The following is a 25,243-nucleotide window of genomic DNA, read 5'->3' on the forward strand; positions in this document are numbered from 1 at the left end:
TCAGGCCGTCCGCGGCCGGACGCCGCCGAGCAGCACCCCGGCCGCGGCGGTGATCAGCGCGGCGATCGGCGGCTCCTGCGGGTCCGACCGCACGGCACCGCGCACACCGGCGGCGACCTGGGCGGGCAGCGCGGCCAGGTAGGCCAGCTGCACCGGCGCGCTCGCGGTCAGCACCACGGTCGCGAGCGGTGCGCCCCACGCGGAGCCCCGCCACAGCAGCACGGCCGCGGCCGCGTACGCGGGCACCAGCGCCACCAGGTCCAGCACGTAGCCCAGGCGGAGCACCGCCGGCGGCTGGACGAGCAGCGTGGCCGGCAGCGGCGCGCCGGTCACCGCCGACCGGACGGCGTTGCCGGTCCACATGCCGCCGAGCCCGGCGGCCAGGAAGGCGAGGACGGCGGCGACGGGGCGCCGCGGTGTCCGCGGGTGGAGGGCGATCCCGGGGAGGTCGGCGGCACGCACGAGCGCGGCGAGGGCGAGGACGGCGAGCAGGAAGACCCCCACGTGGGCCAGGAGCAGCGGGCCGAGCGCCGCGCCGAAGACGTAGTAGGCGTACTGGTAGACGGCGTAGGCGAGCATCCCCGCCCACAGCAGGTGGGCGCGGGGTGAGCCGCCGCGGGCCCGGAGCAGCGCTCCCACGAGGACGGGGGTGACCACCCCGAGCGTGACCAGGTCCCAGGCCCGGAACATCGCGGCGACGGCCAGCGGATCGCGGTAGACGGCGGGGGCGGCGAGGCCGGCCGCGGACGCGGCGGCCATGAGCCCGGTCGCCGCCGCGGAGAGCCGCCGGGCCGTGTGCAGCGGCGGCGCCGGCGCGGCAGGTGGTCGCAACCACCGCACGACGGTGCCGACGGCGCGGCGCACCGCCCGGCCGGTGGCCCGCAGTGCCGCGGCGATCCTGCCCATGCGGCCAGGGTGGTGCAGCGCTGCGGGGCCGCCCAGGTCCGCTGGTGCCGCGCCCGCGGGACCTAGGACCCCGGTGTCACGCGGAGCAGCACGTCGGCGTCGTCGCCGTTGTCGGTGGTGACGTAGAGCGCGCCGTCGGTGCCCTGCTGGACGGCGCGGATCCGGCCGTGGGTGCCGTCGAGCTCCGGCAGGCGGAACTGCTCGACCAGCCGGCCGTCGTCGTCCAACCGCAGGGCCAGCACCCCCTGGTCCTTGAGGACGGCGACGAGGAGCAGGCCGTCGTAGGCGCCCCACTCCTCCCCGGAGAGGAAGGTGCCGCCGCAGGTGGCGATGGTCGGGTCGCCGGAGGACCACACCGCCGGCACCGCGCCGGGGATCTCCGGGTCGGTCATCGGCACGCTCTCGTCGTAGCCGTCCGGGCCGGGGTCCCAGCCGTAGTTCGACCCGGCGACGAGCAGGTTCACCTCGTCGTCCCGGCCGGTGCCCTGCTCGACCGCGTAGACCTCGCCGCTGCGCGGGCGGACGGCCAGGCCCTGCACGTTGCGGTGCCCGTAGGTCCACACGTAGGGCTCGGCGCCGCTGCCGGTGAACGGGTTGCCGGCGGCGGGCCCGCCGGTGGCCGGGTCGACGCGCAGCACCTTGCCGGCGAGGCTGGTGCGGTCCTGGGGGTTGCTGCCCACGGCGTTGTCGCCGGTGCTCACCAGCAGCGCGCCGGTGGGGTCGAACCGCAGCCGGCAGCCGCCGTGCCGGCCCGAGGAGCTGTTGACCGGGATGCCGCCCAGCAGCGGGTCGGCCACGCGGGTCGCCGACGTCCAGTCCTCGTCGACGGTCCACGCGAGGACGGCGATGTCGGGCACCTCGCCGCCCTGGCGGCCCTGGCAGCTGTAGAAGCGCCGGTTGTCCGCGAAGCCGGGGTCGAGCACCAGGCCCATCTGGCCGGTCTCGCCGCGCGCGAACAGGTCGTCGAGGTCGGCGGCGACCTCCTGCGCGGTGCCGTCGGGCAGGACGGCGGTGAAGCCACCGCCGCGCTCGCCCACGAGCAGGGTCCCGTCGGGGGCCTGGGCGACGTCCCAGGGGTGGTCCAGGCCGTCGGCGACGACGGCCACGTCGAGCGGGGGCGCGGTGGGCGGCGGCTCGCTGACCGGCGGCTGCGGGCTGGTCGTCCCCGCGGCGCTCGCGCCCCCGTCGCCGCCCCCACCGGTGCAGGCGGTGAGCAGCAGCAGCGCCGCGAGCAGCCCGGCCGACCTCATGGGACCAGGATGCGCGAGCGTCAGCTGGTGCGGGTGACGACGTAGTCGCAGAGCGCCGAGAGGGCGTCGCGGACGTCGCCCTCGGGCACCGCGGCCAGCCGCTCGCGGGCGCGGTCGGCGTACTCGCGGAGCACGGCCGTGGCGCGGGTGAGCGCGGTCGAGGCGCGCAGCAGGTCCAGCGCCTCGGGCAGGTCGGCGCCGCCGACGGGCCCGCCCACCAGCTCGCGCAGCCGCGCGTCGGCGGGGTCGTCGCCGGCCAGCGCGATGAGCACCGGCAGCGTGGCCACGCCCTCCCGCAGGTCGGTGCCGGGCGCCTTGCCGGACGCGCCGTCGGCGCTGACGATGTCGAGCAGGTCGTCGCTGAGCTGGAACGCGACGCCGACCTCCTCGCCGAAGGCGGTCAGCGCGGCGACGAGCTGCTCGTCCACCCCGGCGAACGAGGCGCCGAAGCGGGCGGAGGTGGCGACCAGCGAGCCGGTCTTGTCGGCGAGCACCTCGAGGTAGTGCGCGATGGGGTCCTCGCCCGGCTGCGGCCCGACGGTCTCCCGGAGCTGGCCGGTGACCAGCCGCTCGTAGGTGCGGGCCTGGATGCGCACCGCGTCCGGGCCGAGGTCGGCCAGCAGGTCGGAGGCGCGGGCGAAGAGCAGGTCGCCGGTGAGGATCGCGATGCTGTTGCCCCAGCGGCTGTTCGCGCTGGGCGCCCCGCGGCGGACGGCGGCCTCGTCCATGACGTCGTCGTGGTACAACGTCGCCAGGTGGGTCAGCTCGCAGACGACGGCGGCGCGCTCGACCTCCGGCGCGCGCGGGTCGCCGAGCTGCGCGGCCAGCAGGGCCAGCATGGGGCGGAACCGCTTGCCCCCGGCGGCCATGAGGTGGCCGGCCGCCTCCCGGATGACGGGGTGGTCGTCGCCGACAGCGGTGGCGAGGGCGTCCTCGACCCCGGCGAGACCCTCGGCGAGGGACTCGCCCAGGGCGCCCTCGGGCAGCCAGGGGCCGATGGTCGACGCCGGCGTCGAGATCCGGTGCCGCCCCTCGGGGGGGACGCCGCGGTCGACGGCGGTGCGGGCTCCGGTCATCAACCGACGAAGATAGCCGCCCGATCCGCCAGGTCGAGGACCGACCCCGGCACGATCCCCAGGACGAGGGTGGCCGTGGCGGTGATCGCGAGGACGATCGTGGTCGGCAGACCGGGCACGCCGACGGTGGGCCCGTCGGCGGCCGGGGGCGAGAAGTACATGAGCACGATGACCCGCAGGTAGAAGAACGCCGCCACCGCGCTGGCCAGCAGCGCGACCACGGCCAGCGGCCAGGCGCCGGCCTCGATGGCCGCCCGGAACACCGCGAACTTGCCGGTGAAGCCGCTGGTGAGCGGGATGCCGGCGAGCGCCAGCAGGAACAGGCTCATCACCGCGGCGGTCAGCGGCGAGCGCTGCGCCAGGCCGGCCCACTGCGACAGGTGCCCGGCCTCGCCGTCGCCGTCGCGGACGAGGGTGAGCACGGCGAAGGCGCCGAGCGTGGTCACGCCGTAGGTGAGCAGGTAGAAGATCGTCGCCTCGAGGCCGGAGCCCTCGCTGCCCGCGCCCAGGCCGATGACGCCGGTGAGGATGAACCCGGCGTGCGCGATCGAGGAGTAGGCGAGCATGCGCTTGAGGTCGGTCTGGGTGAGCCCCAGGACGGCGCCGACGACCATCGACACGATGGCGACGCCGTAGACGATCGGGCGCCAGGTCCACTCCGCGGTGCCGAAGCCGACGTAGAGCAGCCGCAGGATCGCGCCGAACGCCGCGACCTTCGTGCAGGCGGCCATGAACGCGGTGACCGGCGTGGGGGCGCCCTGGTAGACGTCCGGCGTCCAGGTGTGGAACGGCGCGACGCTGGCCTTGAACAGCAGCCCGACGACGAGCAGGGCCAGGCCGAGGGACAGCAGGATGCCCGTGTCGGCGGTGGTCGCCTCGCGGATCTCCGAGAGCCGCACGCTGCCGGTGGCGCCGTAGACCAGTGCGAGGCCGTAGAGGAAGAACCCGGAGGCGAAGGCGCCCAGGAGGAAGTACTTGACCGACGCCTCCTGCGACAGCAGCCGCCGGCGGCGGGCCAGGCCGCACATCAGGTACAACGGCAGGCTGAGCACCTCGAGCGCCACGAACATGACCAGGAGGTCGTTCGAGGTGACGAACAGCATCATGCCGCCGAGGGCGAAGCTGGCCAGGGGGTAGACCTCGGTCTGCACCCGCTGGGAGGTCAGCAGCTCGCGGTCCCGAGGGCTGCCCGCCGGCACCGCCGCGACCGCGACGAACGAGGAGCGCGCCGGGTCCAGCGAGCGCTCGGCGAACAGCAGCACCGACAGCGCCCCGAACGCGGTGAGCACCGCCTGCAGGAACAGCCCGGCGCCGTCGACGGCCAGCGCCGCGCCCGCGGTGACCTCCGCCTCCGAGCCCGCCAGCAGCAGCGTCGCGACCAGGCCGCCGACGCTGCCGACGAGGGCGACGCCCACCTGGACGGCGTGCCGGCGCTCGCGGGGCGCGAAGGCCTCGACGAGCACGCCGACGCACGCGGCACCGAAGACGAACAGCAGCGGTGCGAGCGCCGCCAGGGAGATCGACGGCGCGGAGATCTCGGGCATCAGTCCCCCAGCTCGGAGGTCGCGTCGGTGGTGGAGGGCGTGATGCCGTCGGGGACGCCGACGTCCTCCATGGTGGCGCTCACCGCCGGGCGGATCAGGTCGATCAGCGGCTGCGGGTACACGCCGAGGGCGATGATCAGCGCGATCAGGGGGGTGACGACGGCGATCTCCCGCCGGCCGAGGTCGGCGATCCGCAGCCGGGCGCCGGCCGGGGCGGGCGTGGTGAGCGTCGCGGTCGCCGTCGCCCCGCCGCCGTGCGCCGGCTCGGCCGGCCCGCCGCCGGCGGGGGCCGCGTCCGAGGTGAGCAGGACGCCCCTGGGCGGACCGTGCATCGTGCGCTGGTACACCAGCAGCACGTAGAGCGCGGCCAGGATGATGCCGGTGGTCGCGATGATGGTGAACACCGGGCGGGTCGGGAACGCGCCGATCAGCGTGAGGAACTCGCTGACGAAGCTGTTGGTGCCGGGCAGCGCCAGCGAGGCGAGACCGGCGATGAGGAAGCTGCCGGCCAGCAGCGGGGCGAAGCGGGCGACGCCGCCGTAGTCGCCGATCTGCCGCGAGCCGCCGCGGGCGATGAGCATCCCGACGACGAGGAACAGCAGCCCGGTCGAGATGCCGTGGTTGACCATGTACAGCACCGCGCCGGTGCCGGCCTCGGTGGTGAAGGCGAAGATGCCCAGCGCGATGAAGCCGAAGTGCGAGATCGACGTGTACGAGACCAGCCGCTTCATGTCGCTCTGCCCCATGGCCAGCAGCGCGGCGTAGAGGATGCCGGCGACGGCGAGCGCCAGGATCCACGGCGCGAAGTCGCGGGAGGCGTCGGGGAACAGCGGCAGGCAGTAGCGCAGGAACCCGAACGTGCCGACCTTGTCGAGGACGCCGACCAGCAGCACCGCGCTGCCGATCGGGGCCTCGGCACCGGAGTCGGGCAGCCAGGTGTGGAACGGCACCAGCGGCGCCTTGATCGCGAAGGCGATGAAGAAGCCGAGGAACAGCAGCTTCTGCAGCCCCGGGTCGATGGAGATCTGCCGCAGCACGTCGAAGGCGAACGTGCCCTCGCCGAGCTCGTTGAGGCCGGCGACGTAGAGCCCGATCACCGCGGCGAGCATGACCAGGCCGCCGACCAGGCTGTACAGGAAGAACTTGACCGCCGCGTACTGCCGGCGGGGCCCGCCGAAGCTCCCGATCATGAAGTACATCGGGACGAGCATCGCCTCGAAGAAGACGTAGAAGAGGAAGACGTCGGTGGCGGCGAAGACGCCGACCATCATCGCCTCGAGCAGCAGCAGCCAGGCGAAGAAGGTGCGCATCGAGCGCGTGCCCGGCGCGGTGTCCCGCCACGAGGCGACGACGACCAGCGGCACCAGCACCCCGATGAGCAGCAGCATCACCAGCGCGATGCCGTCGACCCCGAGGGCGAAGTCGACGCCGAAGGCCGGGATCCACGCCACCGTCGTCGTCAGCTGGAACCGGTCGCCGTCGGCGTCGAACGCGACGGTCGCGAGCACGGCGAGCAGCAGGACGACGAGGCTGGTGCCCAGCGTGACCTGCTTGGCCGTCTCCTCGCGGTCCTTGGGCAGCGCCGCGACGACGGCGGCGGCCACCGCCGGCACCGCGATCATGAGCACGAGCCAGGGGAAGTCAGCCACGGTGCGTGCCCTTTCCGAAGACGTTGCTCGCGTTCAGTGCCGTTGATTCGCTTCCGCGGGACGCTCCGCTCCTCGCTCGTCCCTCGCTGCGATGCTCACGTCCCTGTCCGCTCATCCGGCCGCCACCGCCAGCAGCGCGCCGGCGACGACCACGGCGCCGCCGAGCATCCCGAGCGCGTAGGTGCGGACGAAGCCGGTCTGCGCCCGGCCCAGCCGGGACGAGGAGCCGCCGAGGGTGGCGGCCAGGCCGTTGACCGCGCCGTCGACGCCGCGGTTGTCGAAGAAGACCAGCGCCCGGGTCAGCCACTGACCGGGCCGCATGAACAGCGACTCGTTGACCGTGTCGGCGTAGAGGGCGTTGCGCGCGGCGCGGGTGACCGGCGAGACGCGCACCGGGGCGGTGACCGGCACCTCGCGGCGCCCGACGAACAGCCAGGCCAGCAGGACGCCCAGCAGCGACACCGCAGTGACGATGATCCCGATGGTCAGCGGCGCGATGACGTGCTCGGCCTCCTCCTGCTCGAACACCGGCGCCATCCAGTCCGCCAGCGGGAAGGCGGTGACGAGCAGGAAGCCGGCGGCCACCGAGCCGACCGCGAGCACGACCATGGGCACCGTCATCACCGCCGGCGACTCGTGCGGGTGCACGCCCTCCTCCCACCGCGGCCGGCCGAAGAAGGTCATCAGCATCAGCCGGGTCATGTAGAAGGCGGTCAGCCCGGCGCCGACGATCGCGATCGCGCCCAGGACGTAGCCGAAGGTGTCGCCGCGGTCGAAGGTCGCCTCGATGATGGCGTCCTTGGTGAAGTAGCCGGAGAACGGGATGATCCCGATCAGGGCGAGGTAGCCCAGACCGAAGGTGCCGAAGGTGATCGGCAGCTTCTTCCACAGCCCGCCGAAGCGGCGCATGTCCACCGAGTCGTTCATCGCGTGCATGACCGAGCCGGCGCCGAGGAACAGGCCGGCCTTGAAGAAGCCGTGCGCGTACAGGTGGGCCAGGGCCGCGACGTAGCCGGCCGGGCCGAGGCCGACGGCCAGGAACATGTAGCCGATCTGGCTGACCGTGGAGTAGGCCAGCACCTTCTTGATGTCGTCGAAGGCGCAGCCGGCGATCGCGCCGATCAGCAGGGTCAGCGCCCCGACGCACAGGACGACGGTGCGCGCCGTCGGCGTCTCGTCGTAGATGGGCGCCGAGCGGGCGATGAGGTAGACGCCCGCGGTGACCATGGTCGCGGCGTGGATGAGCGCCGAGACCGGCGTCGGGCCCTCCATGGCGTCGGGCAGCCACGCCTGCAGCGGGAACTGGCCGGACTTGCCGCAGGCGCCGAGCAGGAGCAGCAGGCCGAGCGCGGTGGCGGTGCCGCCGGCGAGCAGCCCCGCGTTGCCCAGCACGCCCTCGAAGGACGTCGTCCCCAGCTGGGCGAACATGATGAAGATCGCCAGCGCCAGCCCGACGTCGCCGACGCGGTTCATGATGAACGCCTTCTTCGCCGCCGTGGCCGCGGTCGGGCGGGTGTACCAGAAGGCGATGAGCAGGTAGGACGCGAGACCGACGCCCTCCCAGCCGACGTAGAGCGCCAGGTAGCTGTTGCCGAGGACGAGCAGCAGCATCGCCGCGACGAACAGGTTCAGGTAGGCGAAGAAGCGCCGCCGGCCCTCGTCGTGGGCCATGTAGCCGATCGAGTAGACGTGGATCAGCGAGCCCACGCCGGTGATCAGCAGCACGAACGCCATCGACAGCGGGTCGAGCAGCAGCCCCAGCTGGATGTCCAGCGACCCGGCGGAGATGAAGGTGTACAGGTCCAGGCTTGCGGAGCGCTCCTCGAGACCGGCCACCTGGAACGTGCACAGCAGGCCGAGGACGAAGGCGGCGGCCACCGTGGCGGTGCCCACCAGGTGACCCCAGCGGTCGGTGCGCCGGCCACCGAGCAGCAGCACCGCGGCGCCGGCGAGCGGCAGCGCGATCAGCAGCCAGGAGGCGGCGAGCAGCCCGGTGGCGGGCAGCGCTTCAGGCACGGCGCATCTCCATCACGCTCAGTACTTCAGGAGGTTGGCGTCGTCGACCGAGGCGGAGCGCCGCGTCCGGTAGATCGACATGATGATCGCGAGGCCGACCACGACCTCGCAGGCGGCGACCACCATCACGAAGAAGGCGATGATCTGGCCGTCGACGGTCCCGGTGGCGCGGGCGAAGGTGACCAGCGTCAGGTTGACCGAGTTGAGCATCAGCTCGACGCACATGAAGACGACGATCGCGTTGCGCCGCACCAGGACGCCGACGGCGCCGATGGTGAACAGGATCGCGGCGAGCACCAGGTAGTGCGAGACGGTCATCGGTCCTCTCCCGGGTTGCCGGGGCCGGTGCCGCCGGGGACCGCGCTGGGCGAGCCCTCGAGGGTGCCCAGGGCGTCGTCGGGGCTGCCGAGCTGCCGCCGGCCGGTGGGCCGGGGCAGCTGCTCGATGTCCTCCGGCTCGACGCCGGTGGCGAAGCTGTCCTCGGCGTAGCGGCCGTCGGGCAGCAGCCCCGGGACGGCGACCGAGTTGCCCCGGGCCATGACGCCGGGTCCGGGCAGGGTCTGCGGCCGCGGGTTGTCGAGGAAGCGGGCCTTCGACAGCTCCTTCTGGCTGCGCCGGCTGCCGGGCTCGCGCTCGACGTGGGCGAGCACCATCGCGCCGACGGCGGCGGTGATCAGCAGGGCGCTGGTCACCTCGAAGGCGAGCAGGTAGTCGGTGAACAGCACCGCGGCGATCGCCTCGATGTTGCTCACGTCGGCGCCCTGGACGGCGTCGAGGCCGGTGGCGGTGGTGTCGCGGGTCGCCTCGGCGATGCCCGCCCCGACCAGCCCGGCGAAGCCGATGCCCAGCAGGGTGGCCGCCACCCGCTGCCCGCGCAGCGTCTCGACCACCGAGTCGGAGGAGTCGCGGCCGACCAGCATGAGCACGAACAGGAAGAGGATCATGATCGCGCCGGTGTAGACGATGATCTGCACCGCGCCGAGGAACGGCGCCTCCTGGACGACGTAGAAGACGCCCAGGCAGAGCATCGTCACGACCAGGAACAGCGCCGAGTGGACGGCGTTGCGGGCGAACACCATGCCCAGCGCCCCGAGCAGCGCGAGCGGCCCGAGGATCCAGAACACGACGGCCTCGCCGTCGCCGAGCTGGACGGAGGTGTCGGCCGCGGCGGCGAGGACGCTCACACCGTCTCCCCGACCACGGGCTCCGCGGCCGACCCGGCCTCGGGCGCCCGCAGGTAGTAGTCCTTCTCGTCGTCGCCCAGCCGCATGGGGTGCGGCGGCTGCTCCATGCCGGGCAGCAGCGGCGCCATGAGCTGGTCCTTGGTGTAGATCAGGTCCTGGCGGTTGTCGTCGGCCAGCTCGAAGTCGTTGCTCATCGTCAGCGACCGGGTCGGGCAGGCCTCGATGCACAGCCCGCAGAAGATGCAGCGCAGGTAGTTGATCTGGTAGACGCGCCCGTACCGCTCACCCGGCGAGTAGCGCTCGTCCTCGGTGTTGTCGCCGCCCTCGACGTAGATGGCGTCGGCCGGGCAGGCCCAGGCGCACAGCTCGCAGCCGACGCACTTCTCCAGCCCGTCGGGGTGCCGGTTGAGCACGTGCCGGCCGTGGTAGCGCGGCTTGGTCACCTTGGGCTCGAACGGGTACTCCTCCGTCGTCACCTTCTTGAAGATCTGCGCGAAGGTCAGCCCGAAGCCCTGCCCGGCGGGCGGCAGCACGCTGCCGCGCACCGCCGGCTTGGCGCCCTTGTCCTGACGGGCGACCTCGCCGCCGCTGCGGCGTGCGGGGGTGTTCTCACTCATCGTCGCCCTCCTCGGCGGCGGGGGTGCCGCGCCGGCCGGTGCTCACGACGGCACCGTCGGCGCGGGCGGCCGCCCCGACCGGCTCGGGGGGGGGGGGGGGGGGGGGGGGGGGGGGGGGGGGGGGGGGGGGGGGGGGGGGGGGGGGGGGGGGGGGGGGGGGGGGGGGGGGGCGGGGTGGGGGGCGGCGGGCCCCCCCCGCCCCGCCCCCCCCCCCGCCCCCCCCCCCCGCCCCCCCCCCCCCCCCCCCCCCCCCCCCCCCCCCCCCCGCGACGGCGGGACGACGAGGTCCATGGGCGGGATCGGGAAGCCGCCCTCGGAGCGGCTGGGGCCGCTGGAGCGCCGGCGCGGCCCGGTCGGGGGCAGCACCTGCGGCTCGGGTTCCGGCTCGGTGGCGTGCACCGAGCCGGCGGCTGCGGCGGCGGCCATCGTGCGGGCGCCGGCGTTGCTGACCCGGCCGGCGACCAGGAGGCCCAGCAGGACGAGGATCGCGATGGGGACGCCGACGTAGAGCGCCACCTCGCCGGTCTCCAGGTCGGCCTCGCGGGAGATGGTGCGGATCGCCGCGACCGCGAGGATCCACACCAGCGCGACCGGGACGAGCACCTTCCAGCCGAAGCGCATGAACTGGTCGTAGCGCAGCCGGGGCAGGGTGCCGCGCAGCCAGATGAAGACGAACAGCGCGGCGGCGACCTTGAGGAAGAACCACAGCATCGGCCACCAGCCGGTGTTGGCGCCGTCCCAGATCGAGATCGGCCACGGCGCACGCCAGCCGCCGAGGAACAGCGTGGCGGCCAGCGCCGAGACGGTGACCATGTTGATGTACTCGGCGAGGAAGAACAGCGCGAACTTCAGCGACGAGTACTCGGTGTGGAAGCCGCCGACCAGCTCGCTCTCGGCCTCGGGGAGGTCGAACGGCGCGCGGTTGGTCTCGCCGACCACGGCGATGCAGTAGATGACGAACGAGACCGGCAGCAGGACGGCGAACCAGCTCGGGCCGGTGAACGAGGCGCCGAAGAAGTTCAGCTCGTTGCCGTCGGCCTGCGCCGCGACGATCTCCGACGTCGACATCGTGCCGGCGTAGAGGAACACCGCGACGATCGACAGGCCCATCGCGATCTCGTAGCTGACCATCTGCGCCGCGCTGCGCAGGCCGCCGAGCAGCGGGTAGGTCGAGCCGGAGGCCCAGCCGGCCAGCACGATGCCGTACACGCCCATGGCCGAGCAGGCGAGGACGACGAGCACGCCGATGGGGGCGTCGGTGAGCTGCAGCGGGGTGCGCTCGCCGAAGATGCTCACCGTCGGGCCGAGCGGGATCACCGAGAAGGCGAGGAACGCCGGGACGGCGGCGATCACCGGGGCCAGGAAGTAGACCGGCTTGTCGGCCAGCGCCGGCATGATGTCTTCCTTGAACGCCAGCTTCAGGCCGTCGGCCAGGCTCTGCAGGTAGCCGCGGGGGCCGACCCGGTTGGGGCCGACCCGCTGCTGCATGCGGGCGACGACCTTGCGCTCGAAGACGATGGCGAACAGCGTCATCACGACCAGGACCACGAAGATCCCGACGATCTTGACGAGCACGATCCACCAGACGTCGTGCCCGAAGTCCTCCAGCGTCGGCTGGTTCTCCGCCGCGAGCAGGTTCACGCCGCACCCCCTGCGACCGAGAGCTTCACGACGCCGCCGGGCGCGGTGCCCAGCTGCGTGCGGACCTCGCTGCCCGGTGACCGCATCGGCAGCCAGACGACCTGGTCGGGCATGTCGGTGATCCGCACCGGCAGGCTGACCGAGCCGGCCGCGCCGGTCACGGTGACCCGGTCGCCGTCGGCCACGCCGAGCCGGCGGGCGGCGTCCTTGCCGAGCCGCGCCACCGGCGGGCGGGCGGTGCCGGCCAGGTTCGGCTCGTCGCGCTGCAGCGTGCCGACGTCGAGCAGCTGCCGCCAGGAGGCCAGCAGCGCCTCGTCCTCGGCGAGCTCCACGCCGGCCGGCGGGGTCGGGGCGGGCAGGTGGGCCTCGCCGCTGCGCGCGGCACCCAGCGCGGCGAGCTCGGCGCGGGCCACCTCGACGTCGGGCAGGCCGAGGAAGACGCCGAGCTCGTCCGCCAGGCCGTGCAGCACCCGGCCGTCGGTCAGCTGGCCGGTGCCGTGCAGGGTGGCGTCGAAGGGGCGGGCACGGCCCTCCCAGTCGAGGTACGTGCCGGCCTTCTCCGGGGCCGTGGCCACCGGCAGGACGACGTCGGCGACCTCGGTGACCGCGCTGGGGAACACCTCCAGGCTCACCACGAAGCCCGCGGCCGCCAGCGCCTCGGCGGCCAGTGCCGGGTCGGGCAGGTCGGCGGGGTCGACGCCGCCGACCAGCAGGCCGGCCAGCTCCCCGTCGCGGACGGCGGTGAGGATCCCGGTCAGGTCGCGGCCGGGGGTGGCCGGCATCTCGGCCGGGTCGACGCCCCACCGGGCGGCGACGTCGGCGCGGGCGACCGGGTCGGCGACGCTGCGGCCGCCGGGCAGCAGGCCCGGCAGCGCGCCGGCCTCGACCGCGCCGCGCTCGCCGGCCCGCCGCGGCACCCAGCCGACGCGGGCGCCGGTGGCGCGGGCCAGCTCGGCGACGGCGGCGAACCCGCCGGGCACCTCGGCCAGCCGCTCACCGGCCAGCACGACCGCGCCGGGCTGCCGGAGCGCCTCGACCGCCGCGCCACCCCACGAGCCGTCGGCCAGGGCGGCCAGCGAGCGGGCCTCCTGCCCGGGCAGCGTGGTGAGCACGGTCGCCTGCAGCTTCTCCGCCGCCCGGGTGGCGAACGGCGCCAGGTCGAAGACCGGCAGGCGGCGGGTGCGCACCGCCTTGCGCAGCCGCAGGAAGACGATCGGCGACTCCTCCTCGGGCTCGAAGGCCACGAGCAGGACGGCGGGCGCGGCGGCCAGGTCGTCGTAGGTGACCCCGCCGGTCCACGGGCCGGTGCCGGCGATCTCGGCCTCGAGGAAGGCCAGCTCCTCGCGCGAGTGCGCGCGGGCGCGGGCGTCGACGTCGTTGGTGTGCAGCGCGAGGCGGGCGAACTTCGCGTAGGCGTAGGCGTCCTCGAGGGTCAGCCGGCCGCCGGGGAGGACGCCGACGCCGCCCTCGGCCCGCGCCTGGGCCAGGCCCTCGGCGGCCGCGGCCCACGCCTCGGGCCACGAGGCGGGCTGGAGCACGCCGTCCCGCCGGACCAGCGGGGTGGTGAGCCGGTCGTTGGACGTGGCGTAGCGGAACGCGTAGCGCCCCTTGTCGCAGTTCCACTCCTCGTTGACCGCGGGGTCCTCACCGGCCAGCCGGCGCTGCACCTTGCCGCGCCGGTAGTCGGTGCGCTGGGCGCAGCCCGAGGCGCAGTGCTCGCAGACGCTGTCCTCGCTGCGCAGGTCGAACGGGCGGGCGCGGAAGCGGTAGGCGGCGCTGGTGAGCGCGCCGACCGGGCAGATCTGCGTGGTGTTGCCGGAGAAGTAGGACTCGAACGGCTCGTCCTCGTAGATCGCGACCTGCTGCAGCGCGCCCCGCTCGAACAGCTCGATGAACGGGTCGCCGGCCACCTGGTCGGAGAAGCGGGTGCAGCGGGCGCAGAGCACGCAGCGCTCGCGGTCGAGCAGCACCTGCGAGGAGATCGGCAGCGGCTTGGGGTAGGTCCGCTTGACGTCGACGAACCGGCTCTCGGCGCGGCCGTTGCTCATCGCCTGGTTCTGCAGCGGGCACTCGCCGCCCTTGTCGCAGACCGGGCAGTCCAGCGGGTGGTTGATGAGCAGCAGCTCCATCGTGCCCTGCTGCGCCTTGTCGGCGACGTCGCTGGAGAGCTGCGTCTTCACGACCATGCCCTCGGTCACCGGCATGGTGCAGGAGGCCACCGGCTTGCGCTGGCCCTCCACCTCGACCAGGCACTGCCGGCAGGCGCCGACCGGCTCGAGCAGCGGGTGGTCGCAGAACCGCGGGATCTGCACACCGATCATCTCGGCGGCCCGGATGATCAGCGTCCCCTTGGGGACGGCGACGTCGAAGCCGTCGATGGTGCAGTGCACGGCGTCCGGCGGGGTGTGCGGGCCCGGCGCGCCGGGCGGCACGGCGGGCGCCGGCTGCGGGCTGGCGGGTGTGACGGTCATGCGGCACCGACCTTCACGGGCTCGATCGGGAGCGAGCGGCCCAGGCGGGCCTGCTCCTCCGGGGGCAGCAGGGCGACGTACTCGTCGCGGAAGTACTTCAGCGAGCTGGCGATGCAGCTGGTCGCGCCGTCGCCCAGGGCGCAGAAGGAGCGGCCGAGGATGTTGTCGCAGGTGTCGGTCAGCAGGTCGAGGTCGGCCGCCGTCCCCCTGCCGTGCACCAGCCGCTCGAGGATCTGGACGAGCCAGTAGGTCCCCTCGCGGCACGGGGTGCACTTGCCGCAGCTCTCGTGCGCGTAGAACTCGGTGAACCGCAGCGTCGCCTCGACGATCGAGTCGGTCTCGTCGAAGACCATCAGCGCGGTGGTGCCGAGCATCGAGCCCGCGGCGGCGACGGAGTCGAAGTCGAGCGGGACGTCGAGGTGCTCGGCGGTGAAGTACGGCGTCGAGGACCCGCCCGGCGTCCAGAACTTCAGCTCGTGCCCGGGGCGGATGCCGCCGGCCATCTCGAGCAGCTCGCGCATCGTCGTCCCCATGGGGGCCTCGTACTGGCCGGGGCGGACGACGCGGCCGGACAGCGAGTAGATCTTCGGGCCGGGCGACTTCTCCGGGCCGAACTCCTTGAACCAGTCGGCGCCGCCCCGGACGATGAACGGCACGCTGGCCAGCGTCTCCACGTTGTTGATCACCGTGGGCGCGCCGTAGAGACCGGCTACCGCGGGGAACGGCGGCTTGAGCCGGGGCTGGCCGCGGTAGCCCTCCAGCGAGTCGAGCAGCGCCGTCTCCTCGCCGCAGATGTACGCGCCGGCGCCGGCGTGCACGACCAGCTCGAGGTCGTAGCCCGACCCCAGGACGTCGCGCCCCAGGTAGCCGGCCGCGTAGGCCTCCTCGACCGCGCTGACCAGCCGGCGGTGGGCGTGCACGGCCTCGCCGCGCACGTAGATGGCGGCGAAGTGCGAGCGGATGGCGTACGACGCGATGATCACGCCCTCGATGAGGGAGTGCGGGTCGGCCATCATCAGCGGCAGGTCCTTGCAGGTGCCCGGCTCGCCCTCGTCGGCGTTGACCACGAGGTACTTGGGCATCGCCGCCGGGCCGGTCGGGGTCTCCCCCGGCTTGGGCTGCGGGATGAAGCTCCACTTCATGCCGGTCGGGAAGCCGGCGCCGCCGCGGCCGCGCAGGCCGGAGTCCTTGACCATCGTCACGAGCTCGTCGGGCGTCATCGTCAGCGCCTTGCGCAGGCCGACGTAGCCGTCGAGGGACTCGTAGGTCGACAGCCGCCAGGACCTGTCGGCGTCCCAGCGGGCGGTGAGGACGGGGGCGAGGGGCATCTCGTCAGGCCTCCTTCTGCGGGCCCTGGCCGGAGGTGCCGGGCTCGGTGCCGGCGGGCGTGTCGGTGCCGCGGCGGGCGCGCCGGTTCGAGGTGCGGCGGCGGCCGTACTCGGCGCCCTGGTCGGGGTGCGCCTGCGCGGCGCCGGCGCGCTCGGCCGGGTTGTCGGCCGCGGCGACGCGGGCGTCGGCGGCCTCCTTCTCGGGCGTCTCCCCGGTCTGGCCGGTGGGCCGGGTGGCCGACCGGGGCTCCCCGACCAGCCGCTCCCTGCTGTCCTCCGGCTTCTCCGCGCCGGGCAGGAACGGTGCCGCCTCGCCGCGCTGGGCGGCCAGCCGGACGCCGATCAGCGTCGGCCCGTACTCGCCGGGGGCGTCGACCGCCGCGTCGCGCGCGGCGTCGTCGTACTGCGAGAAGCCGGCGAGCTGCCGGGAGATGCCGCGGAAGTCGGTCAGCGGGGCGCCGCGGGTGGGGTGCGGCTTGTCCCCGCGCCGCAGCGCCGCCACCAGCTCGCGGGCGCTCTCGACGTCCTGCTGGTCGTAGAACTCGTAGTCGACCGTGACGACGGGGGCGTAGTCGCAGGCGGCGAGGCACTCGGCGTGCTCGAGGGTGATCGAGCCGTCGGCGGCGGTCTCGTCGTGGTGGACGCCGAGGTCCTGGCACAGCGCGTCGAAGATGCGCTGGCCGCCGAGGACGGCGCACAGCGTGTTGGTGCACACGCTGACCAGGTGCCGGCCGGTCGGGCGGCGCTTGTACATCGTGTAGAAGGTCGCGACCGCGCCGACCTCGGCCATCGTCAGGTGGAGCTGCTCGGCGCAGAACGCGACGCCCTCGGGCGAGACGTAGCCCTGGTAGCTCTGCACCAGGTGCAGCATCGGCAGCAGCGCCGACCGCGGCACCGGGTAGCGGGCGATGATCTCGGCGGCCTCGGCCACCGCGCGCTCGGGGATCGGCGGGAGGTCGGCGGGCGCCGGCTCCACCGGGCTGGAGTCCAGCCCGGTGACCGCCGTCCCCTCGGCGGAACCGGGAAGGGCGCTCATCGGTCCACTCCCCCCATCACGGGGTCGATCGAGGCGATGGCCGCGATGACGTCGGCGATCATGCCGCCCTCGCTCATCGCCGCCGTCGCCTGCAGGTTGACGAAGCTGGGTTCGCGCACGTGCACGCGCCACGGGCGGGTGCTGCCGTCGCTGACCACGTGGTAGCCGAGCTCCCCGCGGGGCGACTCGATCGGCACGTAGACCTGCCCGGCCGGCACCCGGAAGCCCTCGGTGACCAGCTTGAAGTGGTGGATCAGGGCCTCCATGGACTGCCCCATGATGTGCCGGACGTGGTCGAGGGAGTTGCCCATGCCGTCGGCGCCGAGCGAGAGCTGGGCGGGCCAGGCGATCTTGCGGTCCTCGACCATGACGGGGCCGGGCTCGAGCCGGTCCAGGGCCTGCTCGATCAACTTGAGCGACTCGCCGATCTCGGCGACGCGCACCAGGTAGCGGCCCCAGGCGTCGGAGGTGTCGGCGGTCGGGACCTCGAAGTCGTAGGTCTCGTAGCCCAGGTAGGGCTCGACCTTGCGCAGGTCCCAGGGCAGGCCGGCGGCGCGCAGGATCGGGCCGGTGACGCCCAGCGCGACGCAGCCGGTGACGTCGAGGTAGCCGACGTCCTTGAGCCGGCGCTGCCAGATCGGCTGGCCGGTGAGCAGCTTGTGCAGGCCGGCCACCCGAGCGGGGAAGATCCGCAGGAACTCCCGGATCGACGCCTCGGCGCTCTCGGGCAGGTCCTGGGCCAGGCCACCGGGGCGGATGTAGGCGTGGTTCATCCGCAGCCCGGTGATCTCCTCGAGCAGGTCGAGGACGATCTCCCGCTCGCGGAAGCCGTTGGTCATGCCGGTGAGCGCGCCGAGCTCCATGCCGCCGGTGGCGAGCGCGACCAGGTGCGAGGCGATCCGGTTGAGCTCCATGACCAGCACGCGGATCGTCCGGGCCCGCGGCGGCGCCTCGATCCCGAGCAGCTTCTCGACGGCCAGGCAGTAGGCGGCCTCGTTGAACAGCGGGGCCAGGTAGTCCATCCGGGTCACGAAGGTCGTGCCCTGGGTCCAGGTGCGGTACTCGGTGTTCTTCTCGATCCCGGTGTGCAGGTAGCCGATCACCACCCGCGCCTTGGTGACCGTCTCCCCCTCGAGGTCGAGCACCAGCCGCAGCACCCCGTGCGTCGACGGGTGCTGCGGGCCGAGGTTGACCACGAGCCGCTCGTCCTCGTGCGGGTCGGCGCCGAGGGTGGCGTCCCAGTCCCCGCCGGTGACGGTGTAGACGCGGCCCTCGGTGGTCTCGCGGGAGCCGGCGTACGGGTCGGACGTGGTGGTCATCGGTAGCTCCTCCGCGTGTCCGGCGGCGGGATGACGGCGCCGTGGTACTCCACGGGGACGCCGCCGAGCGGGTAGTCCTTGCGCTGGGGGTGGCCGTCCCAGTCGTCGGGCATGAGGATCCGGGTCAGCGACGGGTGGCCGTCGAAGACGATCCCGAACATGTCGAAGGTCTCCCGCTCGTGCCAGTCCGCCGTCGGGTAGATGCCGGTGACCGAGGGGATGTGCGGGTCCTCGGCGGTCACCGCGACCTCCAGCCGGATCCGGCGGCGGTAGGTCATCGAGGTCAGGTGGTAGACGGCGTGCAGCCGCGGGCGGTCGGGCGTGGCCACCGGGCCGCCGCTGTCGAGGTAGTCGACGCCGGAGACGCTGGAGAGCAGCTCGAAGCGCAGCGCCTCGTCGTCGCGGAGCGCGGCGACGAGGGTGAGCAGGTGCTCCCGGTGCACGAAGTAGGTGATCTCGCCGCGGTCGACGAGCACCCGCTGCACCGCGGCGTCGTAGGTGGCCCGGCCGACGGCCTCGATCAGCGCGTCGGTGACCTCGTCGAAGTAGCCGCCGTAGGGCCGGTCGGTGGAGTGCAGCGCGACGGCGCCCCCCGGCTCCACGCGCACCAGGCCGCCGAAGCCGGAGGTGTCACCGCTGCCGCTGACGCCGAAGGCGCCCTTGCGGAAGCCGCCGCTCGGGGCGCTCGCGCCCTGCGACGCCTCCTCGCGCCCGCTGCGGTCGCCGGGACCCGTCATCGCCAGGCCTTCCCCATGCCGGTCGGTCGCTCCTCCGGCAGCAGCACGGCGTTGCCGTTGCGCTGGTCGAGCATGAACTGGCCGGTGCGGCCCTCGGCCGCGGCCTCCTCGTACGCGCGGCGCAGCTCCTTGTTCGCGCGCACGGTGGAGGGCATCTCGACGTGCAGCTCCTTGGCGGTGCCCTCCTCCTGCTCGCGGGCCAGCTGGCGGGCGCGCTTGGGGCCGAGCGGCTCGTTCATGATCTTGTGGTGCAGCTTGAGGATGGCGTCGGTGAGCATCTCCGGCCGCGGCGGGCAGCCCGGCAGGTACATGTCCACCGGGACGATGTGGTCGACGCCCTGCACGACCGCGTAGTTGTTGAACATGCCGCCGGAGCTGGCGCACACGCCCATGGCCAGCACCCAGCGCGGCTCGGGCATCTGGTCGTAGATCTGGCGCAGGACCGGCGCCATCTTCTGGCTCACCCGGCCGGCCACGATCATCAGGTCGGCCTGCCGCGGCGAGGCGCGGAAGACCTCCATGCCGAACCGGGCCAGGTCGTAGCGGCCGGCCCCGGTGGCCATCATCTCGATCGCGCAGCAGGCCAGGCCGAAGGTCGCCGGCCACAGCGAGGACTTGCGCGTCCAGTTCACGAGCTTCTCGACGGTCGTCAGCAGGACGCCGCCGGGGAGCTTCTCCTCGAGACCCATGTCAGATGCCTTTCCCGGTGTCTCAGTCCCAGTCCAGCCCGCCGCGACGCCAGACGTAGGCGTAGGCGAGGAAGACGGTGGCGATGAAGACGACCATCTCGACCAGCCCGAACAGCCCGAGGGCGTCGTTGGCGACCGCCCAGGGGTAGAGGAAGACGATCTCGATGTCGAAGACGATGAAGAGCATCGCCGTCAGGTAGTAGCGGACGGGGAACCGGCCCCCGTTGAGCGGCTGGTCGACCGGCTCGATGCCGCACTCGTAGGCCTCGAGCTTCGCCCGGTTGAACCGCCGGGGCCCCACGAACGGGGCGACGGTCACCGAGAACAGCGCGAACGCCGCGGCCAGCGCGAAGAGCCCGACGATCGGGACGTAGGTCGAGAGCATCAGCGGCACCCTACGGTGAGGTCGATCACGTTCCGGTAAACGGCCAGGTCTTCACGCAGCGTGTCGACATGTGTTCGTGCTGTGAGATGAGACACGTCAGACCGCCGGGGCCAGCCGGTGCAGGACGGCGAGCGCGCGGTCGACGCCGTCGCCGTGCCGCCCGTCGCTCAGGTTGCCCATCAGCCGCAGCGCGCCGCGGACCAGCGCCGGCCGCTTGAGGCCGTGCGCGGCGGCGAAGCGGACCAGGTCGGGGCGGGCCAGCAGGGCCAGGAAACCCATGCCCAGCCGGTGGTGGGCGCCGTACTCGGCGCGCAGCCGCTCGGGGTAGCGGCGCAGCACCGCCTCGCGCGCCGGGCCGGCCGGGCGGGCGAGCGCCGCCGCGGCGGTCTCGGCCGCCAGCAGGCCGGTCTCCATCGCGTAGCTGATGCCCTCGCCGTTGAACGGGTTGACCGTGCCGGCGGCGTCGCCGGCCAGCAGCAGCCCGCGGGTGTACGCCGGGCCGCGGTTGAGCGCCATCGGCAGCCCGGCGCCGCGCACCGGGGTGACGGCGTGCTCCTCTCCCAGCTGCCACTCCGGCGGGAGCGTCTCGACCCAGCGGCGGAAGACCGCCCGGTGGTCGGTCTCCCCCGACCGGCGGGTGTCGAGCAGGCCGAAGCCGACGTTCGCCGTCCCGTCGCCCATGCCGAACGACCAGCCGTAGCCGGGCATCGAGTCGGCGTCCGGGCCGTCGGCGGTCAGGTCGAAGGAGATGTCGAGGTAGTCGTCGTGGGTCCGCGGCGTCGCGACGTACCGGCGGACGGCGACGCCGAGCGGCCGGTCCTCGCGGCGGACCAGCCCCAGCGACTTGGCCAGCCGGCCGGAGAGCCCCTCGGCGGAGATCACCAGCGGGGCGCGCCACTCGGCGGGCTCCTTGCCCGCGCCGACCTGCGCGCGCACCCCGGCCACCCGGCCGGCGTCGTCGAGCAGCGGCTCGGTGACGGTGACCTCGTGGTGCACCCGGGCGCCGGCCGCGGCGGCGTGCGCGGCCAGCACCGCGTCGAGGTCGCGGCGCGAGCGGATGAGGCCGTAGCCCGGCCAGCGGTCGAGCTGCGGCCAGTCGACCTCGACCACCTCGCCGCCGCCGAAGACGCGCAAGCCCCTGTGCCGGACCCAGCCGGCCGCCGGCGAGGTGTCGATGCCCATGTCGTCGAGGGCCTTGACCCCGCGCGGGGTGAGCCCGTCGCCGCAGACCTTCTCGCGCGGGAACAGCGACTTCTCCAGGACGACGACGTCGAGGCCGGCGGTGGCCAGCGCCCACGCCGCCGCGGAGCCGGCCGGGCCCGCGCCCACGACGACCACGTCGGCGCGCAGCGGCGCGCGTCCGTCCGTCGGCACGGCAACCCCTTCTCCCGGCTCCGAGGGTCTCCCCGGACTTTGTGAAAAGCTTCACAAAGTCTGCTGTCCCGAGTCTAGGCCGACATGTGTCGAAGATGACAGCGGGCCCCGGGAACCGTTACCGCTTGGTGCCGCGCCGGACACCCGCCCGTTCCCGGCCCGGCCGCATCGGACCTGGTCAGCGGCGGGAGAGGGCCGCCACCACCTCGGCGTCGGTGGTCGCGCCGAAGTCCCCGTAGCCCTGGCCGACCGCCGAGAAGCCCTCGGGCGCCCAGAGGCAGACCACGTCGTCGACGAGCGCCGCCAGGTCGGCGCAGGTGTGCGGGGAACCGACGGGGACGGCGACCACGACCCGGGCGGGCGCCGAGCGGCGGACCGCGGCGACGGCGGCCCGCATGGTGGCCCCGGTGGCCAGGCCGTCGTCCACCACGACGACGGTGCGGCCGGTGAGCGGGAGGGGGTCGCGGCCGGCGCGGTAGGCCTGCTCCCGGCGGCGCAGCTCGGCCAGCTCGCGCTCGCGGACGGCGGCGAAGTCGGCCGGGTCGACGTCCACCCGGGCGAGGACGGCCTCGGTGCGGACCGCCTCGACGGCGTCCCCCGCGGCGGCGATCGCCCCCATGGCCAGCTCGGGCTGCCACGGCAGGCCCAGCTTGCGGACCGCGACCACGTCCAGCGGCGCGCCCAGCGCGGCCGCCACCTCGGCGGCGACGACCACGCCCCCGCGCGGCAGACCGAGGACGACGGCGTCCGCCGGCTCGCCCAGCCGCGCGGCGAGGGCGGCGCCGAGCGCGCGGCCGGCGTCGCGCCGGTCGGCGAACGGCCTGCGCGCCATGACGCCGGGTCAGACCGGCTGCGGTCCCGACGGCGGCGGGGCGATCGGGTCGGTCGGGCTCGGCACGGGCGCGGGCGGCGCGGGCGCGGGCGGCGGCAGCGGGTCGATCGGCGTCGGCGGCTGCGGCGTGGGCGACGGCTCCGGCGGCGGCATCGTCATGCCGGAACGCTAGTCCCGGCGTCGGCCCCGGTGCAGCGCGACGATGCCGCCGGTGAGGTCGCGCCAGGCGACGTCGGACCAGCCGGCCCCCTGCAGCCGGGCGGCCAGCGCGCGCTGGTCGGGCCAGGCGCGGATCGACTCCGCCAGGTAGACGTAGGCGTCGGGGTTGCTGCTCACCGTGCGCGCGATGCGCGGCAGCGCCCGCATCAGGTACTCGGTGTACACGGTGCGGAACGGCGCCCAGGTGGGGCTGGAGAACTCGCAGACGACCAGCGTGCCGCCCGGGCGGGTGACCCGGTGGAACTCGCGCAGCGCGGCGTCGGGGTCGGCGACGTTCCGCAGCCCGAAGGAGATGACGACGCCGTCGACGCTGTGGTCGGCCAGCGGCAGCGCCATCGCGTCGCCGGCCACCTTGGGCACCGGCCGGCCGGCACCGGCGTGCAGCATCCCCTGGGAGAAGTCGAGCGCGATCGCCGTCGCCCCGCCGGCGGCCAGCTCCACCGTGGAGACCGCCGTCCCCGCCGCGACGTCGAGGACGACCTGGCCCGGACGCGGGTCGAGCGCCTCGCGGGTGGCCCGCCGCCAGGCGGCGTCGCGGCCGCCGGAGAGCACCGTGTTGGTGAGGTCGTAGCGGCGCGCGACCCGGTCGAACATGGCGGCGACCTCGGCCGGCTGCTTGTCCAGCCCGGCCCGCACACCGGCGGTGTGCGCCGTCTCTCCCCGGTCTCCCACGGCGGCGACGCTACCCGTGCTCATACGCTTGCCCCGTGACAGCGGCCGCCGTGACCTCGCCGGAGGCCGCGCGCGCGTTCGCGTCCGTCCGGCTGGAGGGTGCGCCGGCGCTGCTCGACGCGCTGCCGTCCGAGGGCGCGCTGTCCTGGGTGCGCCACGGCGAGGGGCTGGTCGGCTGGGGCGAGGCGGCCCGGCTCGAGGTGACCGGACCCGGCGCGCTGGCCGAGGCGGCCCGGTGGTGGGCCGGCTACACCGCCGGCGCGGTGGTCGACGACCGCCTCGCCGTCCCCGGCTCGGGCCCGGTGCTGTTCGCCTCCGTCGCGTTCGACCCGGTGGCCGGGACGTCGGTGTTCGTCGTCCCCGAGGTCGTCGTCGGCCGGCGGGACGGCGTCGCCTGGGTGACGACGGCGCAGGGGGCCGACCCGCGGCGGGCGCTGGCCGCCGCGGCCACCCGGTCGGCCGCCGACGACGGCGACCCGGGCCGCCTGCGCTACGCCGACGGCGCGCTGGACCCGGTGCGGTGGAGCGCCGCCGTCGCCACCGCCGTCGAGCGGATCACCGCCGGCGACCTGGCCAAGGTGGTGCTCGCCCGCGACCTGCTGGTCACCTCCGACGTCCCGCTCGACCCCCGCCGGCTGCTGCGCCGGCTCGCCGCCCGCTTCCCCGGCTGCTGGACCTTCGCCGTCGACGGGCTGCTCGGCGCGACGCCCGAGCTGCTGCTGCGCCGCACTGGCCGCGCGCTGTCGGCCCGGGTGCTGGCCGGCACCGCCCCGCGCGGCGCGGGCGCCGAGGACGAGCGGCTGGCCGCGGAGCTGCTGGCGTCGGGCAAGGACCGCGCCGAGCACGCGTTCGCGGTGGACTCCCTGGTCCGCGCGCTGCAGCCGTACTGCACCGACCTGTCGGCGCCCGCGGAGCCGGAGCTGCTGACGCTGGCCAACGTCCGGCACCTGGCCACCGACGTCCACGGGGTGCAGCGGCGCAGCAGCCGCGCCGGGCTGCTCGAGCTGATCGGTGCCGTGCACCCCACCGCCGCCGTCGGCGGGGCGCCCACCGCCGAGGCGGTCGCCCTGATCGGCGAGCTGGAGGGCATGGACCGCGGCCGCTACGCCGGCCCCGTCGGCTGGCTCGACGCCCGCGGCGACGGCGAGTTCGGCCTGGCCCTGCGGTGCGCGGAGATCACCGCCGACGAGCCGTGCAGCGCCCGCCTGTTCGCCGGCTGCGGCATCGTCGCCGGCTCCGACCCGGCGGCCGAGCTGGCCGAGACCCAGGCGAAGTTCGCCGCCTTCCGCGCCGCCCTGGAGGGCTGAGGACGCCGATCGCGGCAAACGGCGCGACGTCGGCGGGGTCGCCGGGGCACAGTGCGCGGGTGACCGCCCGACCCGCCGTGATCCGCGGCGACCGCTCGCTGCCCCCCGGCTTCGCCCATCCGCACGCCTCCGAGGAGGCGCGGCGGATCGCCGAGGCCGGCACCGTGCTGCGCGCGCAGGTCGGGTCGGGCGTGCACGGGACGTCGGTCCACGGTCAGGACGACCGCGACGAGATGGGTCTGTGCCTCGAGCCGGCGGTGTTCGTCACCGGCCTGGCCCGCGTGCCCGCCGGCGTCGGCGCGACGGCCACCGTGCCGTTCGAGCAGTACCACCGGCACACCGCGTGGGACCGCCCGGGCGGGCTGGCCAACCGGTCGGGCGCCGGCGACCTCGACGTCGTCGTCTACTCGGCGCGCAAGTGGGCGCGGCTGGCCTGCGAGGGCAACCCGTCGATCCTGCTGCTGCTCTTCGTGCCCGACGAGGAGGTCGTGCACCGCGACGAGCACGGCGCCGAGCTGGTGGCGCACGCCGACCGGTTCGTCTCGCGCCGGGCGGGCGCGCGGTTCCTCGGCTACCTGCAGGCGCAGCGGGCGGCCATGACCGGCGGCGTGGGCGCCCACACCAACCGGCCCGAGCTGGTGGCGGCGCACGGGTACGACTCGAAGTTCGCGATGCACGCGCTGCGCCTGGGCGTGCAGGGCGTGGAGCTGCTGAGCACCGGCCGGATCACCCTGCCCGTGCCCGAGCCCGACCGCGCCCGGCTGCGGGCGGTGCGCCGCGGCGAGGTGGCGCTGGCCGACGTCCTGGAGCAGATCGCCGACGTCGAGGCCCGGCTCACCGAGCTGCAGCACGGCTCCGCCGTCCCGCCCGAGCCCGACCGGGCGTGGGTGGACGGCTGGCTGCACCGCTCCCACGTCTCGTTCTGGGAGGCTCCCCCCGCCGAGATCGCGTGATCTCGGCACGTCAGCGGCGCTGCGGCGCCGAGATCGCG

23 protein-coding genes are annotated in these 25,243 nt (G+C 74.5%); 3 read left to right on the forward strand and 20 right to left on the reverse strand.

Annotated features, from left to right (window positions below):
* The 19 genes from ACI797_RS21490 to ACI797_RS21580 form a co-directional block, all read right to left on the reverse strand.
* Positions 1–906, reverse strand: coding sequence for a hypothetical protein (locus ACI797_RS21490; protein ID WP_456861196.1), 906 nt, complete (start codon positions 904–906; stop codon positions 1–3).
* A 62-nt stretch (positions 907–968) separates the two neighbouring features.
* Positions 969–2,156, reverse strand: coding sequence for a PQQ-dependent sugar dehydrogenase (locus ACI797_RS21495; protein WP_456861198.1), 1,188 nt, complete (start codon positions 2,154–2,156; stop codon positions 969–971).
* 20 nt (positions 2,157–2,176) lie between these two features.
* The gene (locus tag ACI797_RS21500; protein WP_456861200.1) at positions 2,177–3,232 is read right to left on the reverse strand and encodes a polyprenyl synthetase family protein; all 1,056 of its coding nucleotides are present in this window, start codon (positions 3,230–3,232) and stop codon (positions 2,177–2,179) included.
* Positions 3,232–4,776 (reverse strand): NADH-quinone oxidoreductase subunit NuoN, encoded by a 1,545-nt coding sequence (nuoN, locus tag ACI797_RS21505; protein ID WP_456861202.1) that lies wholly within the window; start codon positions 4,774–4,776, stop codon positions 3,232–3,234. The genes ACI797_RS21500 and nuoN overlap by 1 nt, the downstream gene beginning before the upstream one ends.
* On the reverse strand, positions 4,776–6,425 hold the full coding sequence (locus tag ACI797_RS21510; RefSeq protein ID WP_456861204.1) for an NADH-quinone oxidoreductase subunit M: 1,650 nt from the start codon (positions 6,423–6,425) through the stop codon (positions 4,776–4,778). The genes nuoN and ACI797_RS21510 overlap by 1 nt, the downstream gene beginning before the upstream one ends.
* Before the next feature lie 111 nt (positions 6,426–6,536).
* Positions 6,537–8,441: an NADH-quinone oxidoreductase subunit L gene (gene nuoL / locus ACI797_RS21515; RefSeq protein ID WP_456861207.1), complete on the reverse strand. Its 1,905-nt coding sequence runs from the start codon at positions 8,439–8,441 to the stop codon at positions 6,537–6,539.
* Positions 8,442–8,459: 18 nt separating this feature from the next.
* Positions 8,460–8,759 (reverse strand): NADH-quinone oxidoreductase subunit NuoK, encoded by a 300-nt coding sequence (gene nuoK / locus ACI797_RS21520; protein ID WP_456861209.1) that lies wholly within the window; start codon positions 8,757–8,759, stop codon positions 8,460–8,462.
* Positions 8,756–9,625: an NADH-quinone oxidoreductase subunit J gene (locus tag ACI797_RS21525; RefSeq protein ID WP_456861211.1), complete on the reverse strand. Its 870-nt coding sequence runs from the start codon at positions 9,623–9,625 to the stop codon at positions 8,756–8,758. The genes nuoK and ACI797_RS21525 overlap by 4 nt, the downstream gene beginning before the upstream one ends.
* Entirely contained in the window at positions 9,622–10,242 is a 621-nt protein-coding gene (gene nuoI / locus ACI797_RS21530; protein WP_456861213.1) for an NADH-quinone oxidoreductase subunit NuoI, read from the reverse strand. The genes ACI797_RS21525 and nuoI overlap by 4 nt, the downstream gene beginning before the upstream one ends.
* 42 nt (positions 10,243–10,284) lie before the next feature.
* Positions 10,285–11,883, reverse strand: a complete 1,599-nt coding sequence (gene nuoH / locus ACI797_RS21535) for an NADH-quinone oxidoreductase subunit NuoH (protein ID WP_456861215.1) — start codon at positions 11,881–11,883, stop codon at positions 10,285–10,287.
* A complete protein-coding gene (locus ACI797_RS21540; RefSeq protein WP_456861217.1) occupies positions 11,880–14,354 on the reverse strand; it encodes an NADH-quinone oxidoreductase subunit G in 2,475 nt (824 codons plus the stop codon). The genes nuoH and ACI797_RS21540 overlap by 4 nt, the downstream gene beginning before the upstream one ends.
* Positions 14,351–15,682: an NADH-quinone oxidoreductase subunit NuoF gene (gene nuoF / locus ACI797_RS21545; protein ID WP_456538645.1), complete on the reverse strand. Its 1,332-nt coding sequence runs from the start codon at positions 15,680–15,682 to the stop codon at positions 14,351–14,353. Before nuoF ends, ACI797_RS21540 begins: the two co-directional genes overlap by 4 nt.
* A gap of 4 nt (positions 15,683–15,686) precedes the next feature.
* Positions 15,687–16,718: an NADH-quinone oxidoreductase subunit NuoE gene (nuoE, locus tag ACI797_RS21550; RefSeq protein ID WP_456538644.1), complete on the reverse strand. Its 1,032-nt coding sequence runs from the start codon at positions 16,716–16,718 to the stop codon at positions 15,687–15,689.
* A complete protein-coding gene (locus tag ACI797_RS21555) occupies positions 16,715–18,037 on the reverse strand; it encodes an NADH-quinone oxidoreductase subunit D (protein WP_456861220.1) in 1,323 nt (440 codons plus the stop codon). The genes nuoE and ACI797_RS21555 overlap by 4 nt, the downstream gene beginning before the upstream one ends.
* Entirely contained in the window at positions 18,034–18,774 is a 741-nt protein-coding gene (locus ACI797_RS21560) for an NADH-quinone oxidoreductase subunit C (protein ID WP_456861222.1), read from the reverse strand. The genes ACI797_RS21555 and ACI797_RS21560 overlap by 4 nt, the downstream gene beginning before the upstream one ends.
* Positions 18,771–19,463, reverse strand: a complete 693-nt coding sequence (locus tag ACI797_RS21565; RefSeq protein ID WP_456861224.1) for a NuoB/complex I 20 kDa subunit family protein — start codon at positions 19,461–19,463, stop codon at positions 18,771–18,773. Before ACI797_RS21565 ends, ACI797_RS21560 begins: the two co-directional genes overlap by 4 nt.
* A 22-nt stretch (positions 19,464–19,485) precedes the next feature.
* Positions 19,486–19,848 (reverse strand): NADH-quinone oxidoreductase subunit A, encoded by a 363-nt coding sequence (locus ACI797_RS21570; protein ID WP_456538640.1) that lies wholly within the window; start codon positions 19,846–19,848, stop codon positions 19,486–19,488.
* Between the two features lie 96 nt (positions 19,849–19,944).
* Positions 19,945–21,222, reverse strand: coding sequence for a geranylgeranyl reductase family protein (locus ACI797_RS21575; protein ID WP_456861228.1), 1,278 nt, complete (start codon positions 21,220–21,222; stop codon positions 19,945–19,947).
* Positions 21,223–21,400: 178 nt separating this feature from the next.
* Positions 21,401–22,054 (reverse strand): phosphoribosyltransferase, encoded by a 654-nt coding sequence (locus tag ACI797_RS21580; protein WP_456861230.1) that lies wholly within the window; start codon positions 22,052–22,054, stop codon positions 21,401–21,403.
* Between ACI797_RS21580 and ACI797_RS21585 the strand changes: the two genes are divergently transcribed.
* Positions 22,053–22,226: a hypothetical protein gene (locus tag ACI797_RS21585; protein ID WP_456861232.1), complete on the forward strand. Its 174-nt coding sequence runs from the start codon at positions 22,053–22,055 to the stop codon at positions 22,224–22,226. The two genes, ACI797_RS21580 and ACI797_RS21585, sit on opposite strands and share 2 nt — an antisense overlap.
* Here ACI797_RS21585 and ACI797_RS21590 read toward each other — a convergent pair.
* Positions 22,223–22,945, reverse strand: coding sequence for a demethylmenaquinone methyltransferase (locus tag ACI797_RS21590; RefSeq protein ID WP_456861234.1), 723 nt, complete (start codon positions 22,943–22,945; stop codon positions 22,223–22,225). The genes ACI797_RS21585 and ACI797_RS21590 overlap by 4 nt on opposite strands.
* Before the next feature lie 35 nt (positions 22,946–22,980).
* Here ACI797_RS21590 and ACI797_RS21595 point away from each other — a divergent pair, with 35 nt between their 5' ends.
* The gene (locus ACI797_RS21595) at positions 22,981–24,252 is read left to right on the forward strand and encodes an isochorismate synthase (protein WP_456861236.1); all 1,272 of its coding nucleotides are present in this window, start codon (positions 22,981–22,983) and stop codon (positions 24,250–24,252) included.
* A 59-nt stretch (positions 24,253–24,311) separates the two neighbouring features.
* Positions 24,312–25,205, forward strand: a complete 894-nt coding sequence (locus ACI797_RS21600; RefSeq protein WP_456861238.1) for a DNA polymerase beta superfamily protein — start codon at positions 24,312–24,314, stop codon at positions 25,203–25,205.
* Positions 25,206–25,243 lie beyond the last annotated feature (38 nt).

The sequence above is a fragment of the Geodermatophilus sp. SYSU D00691 genome, assembly GCF_054050275.1.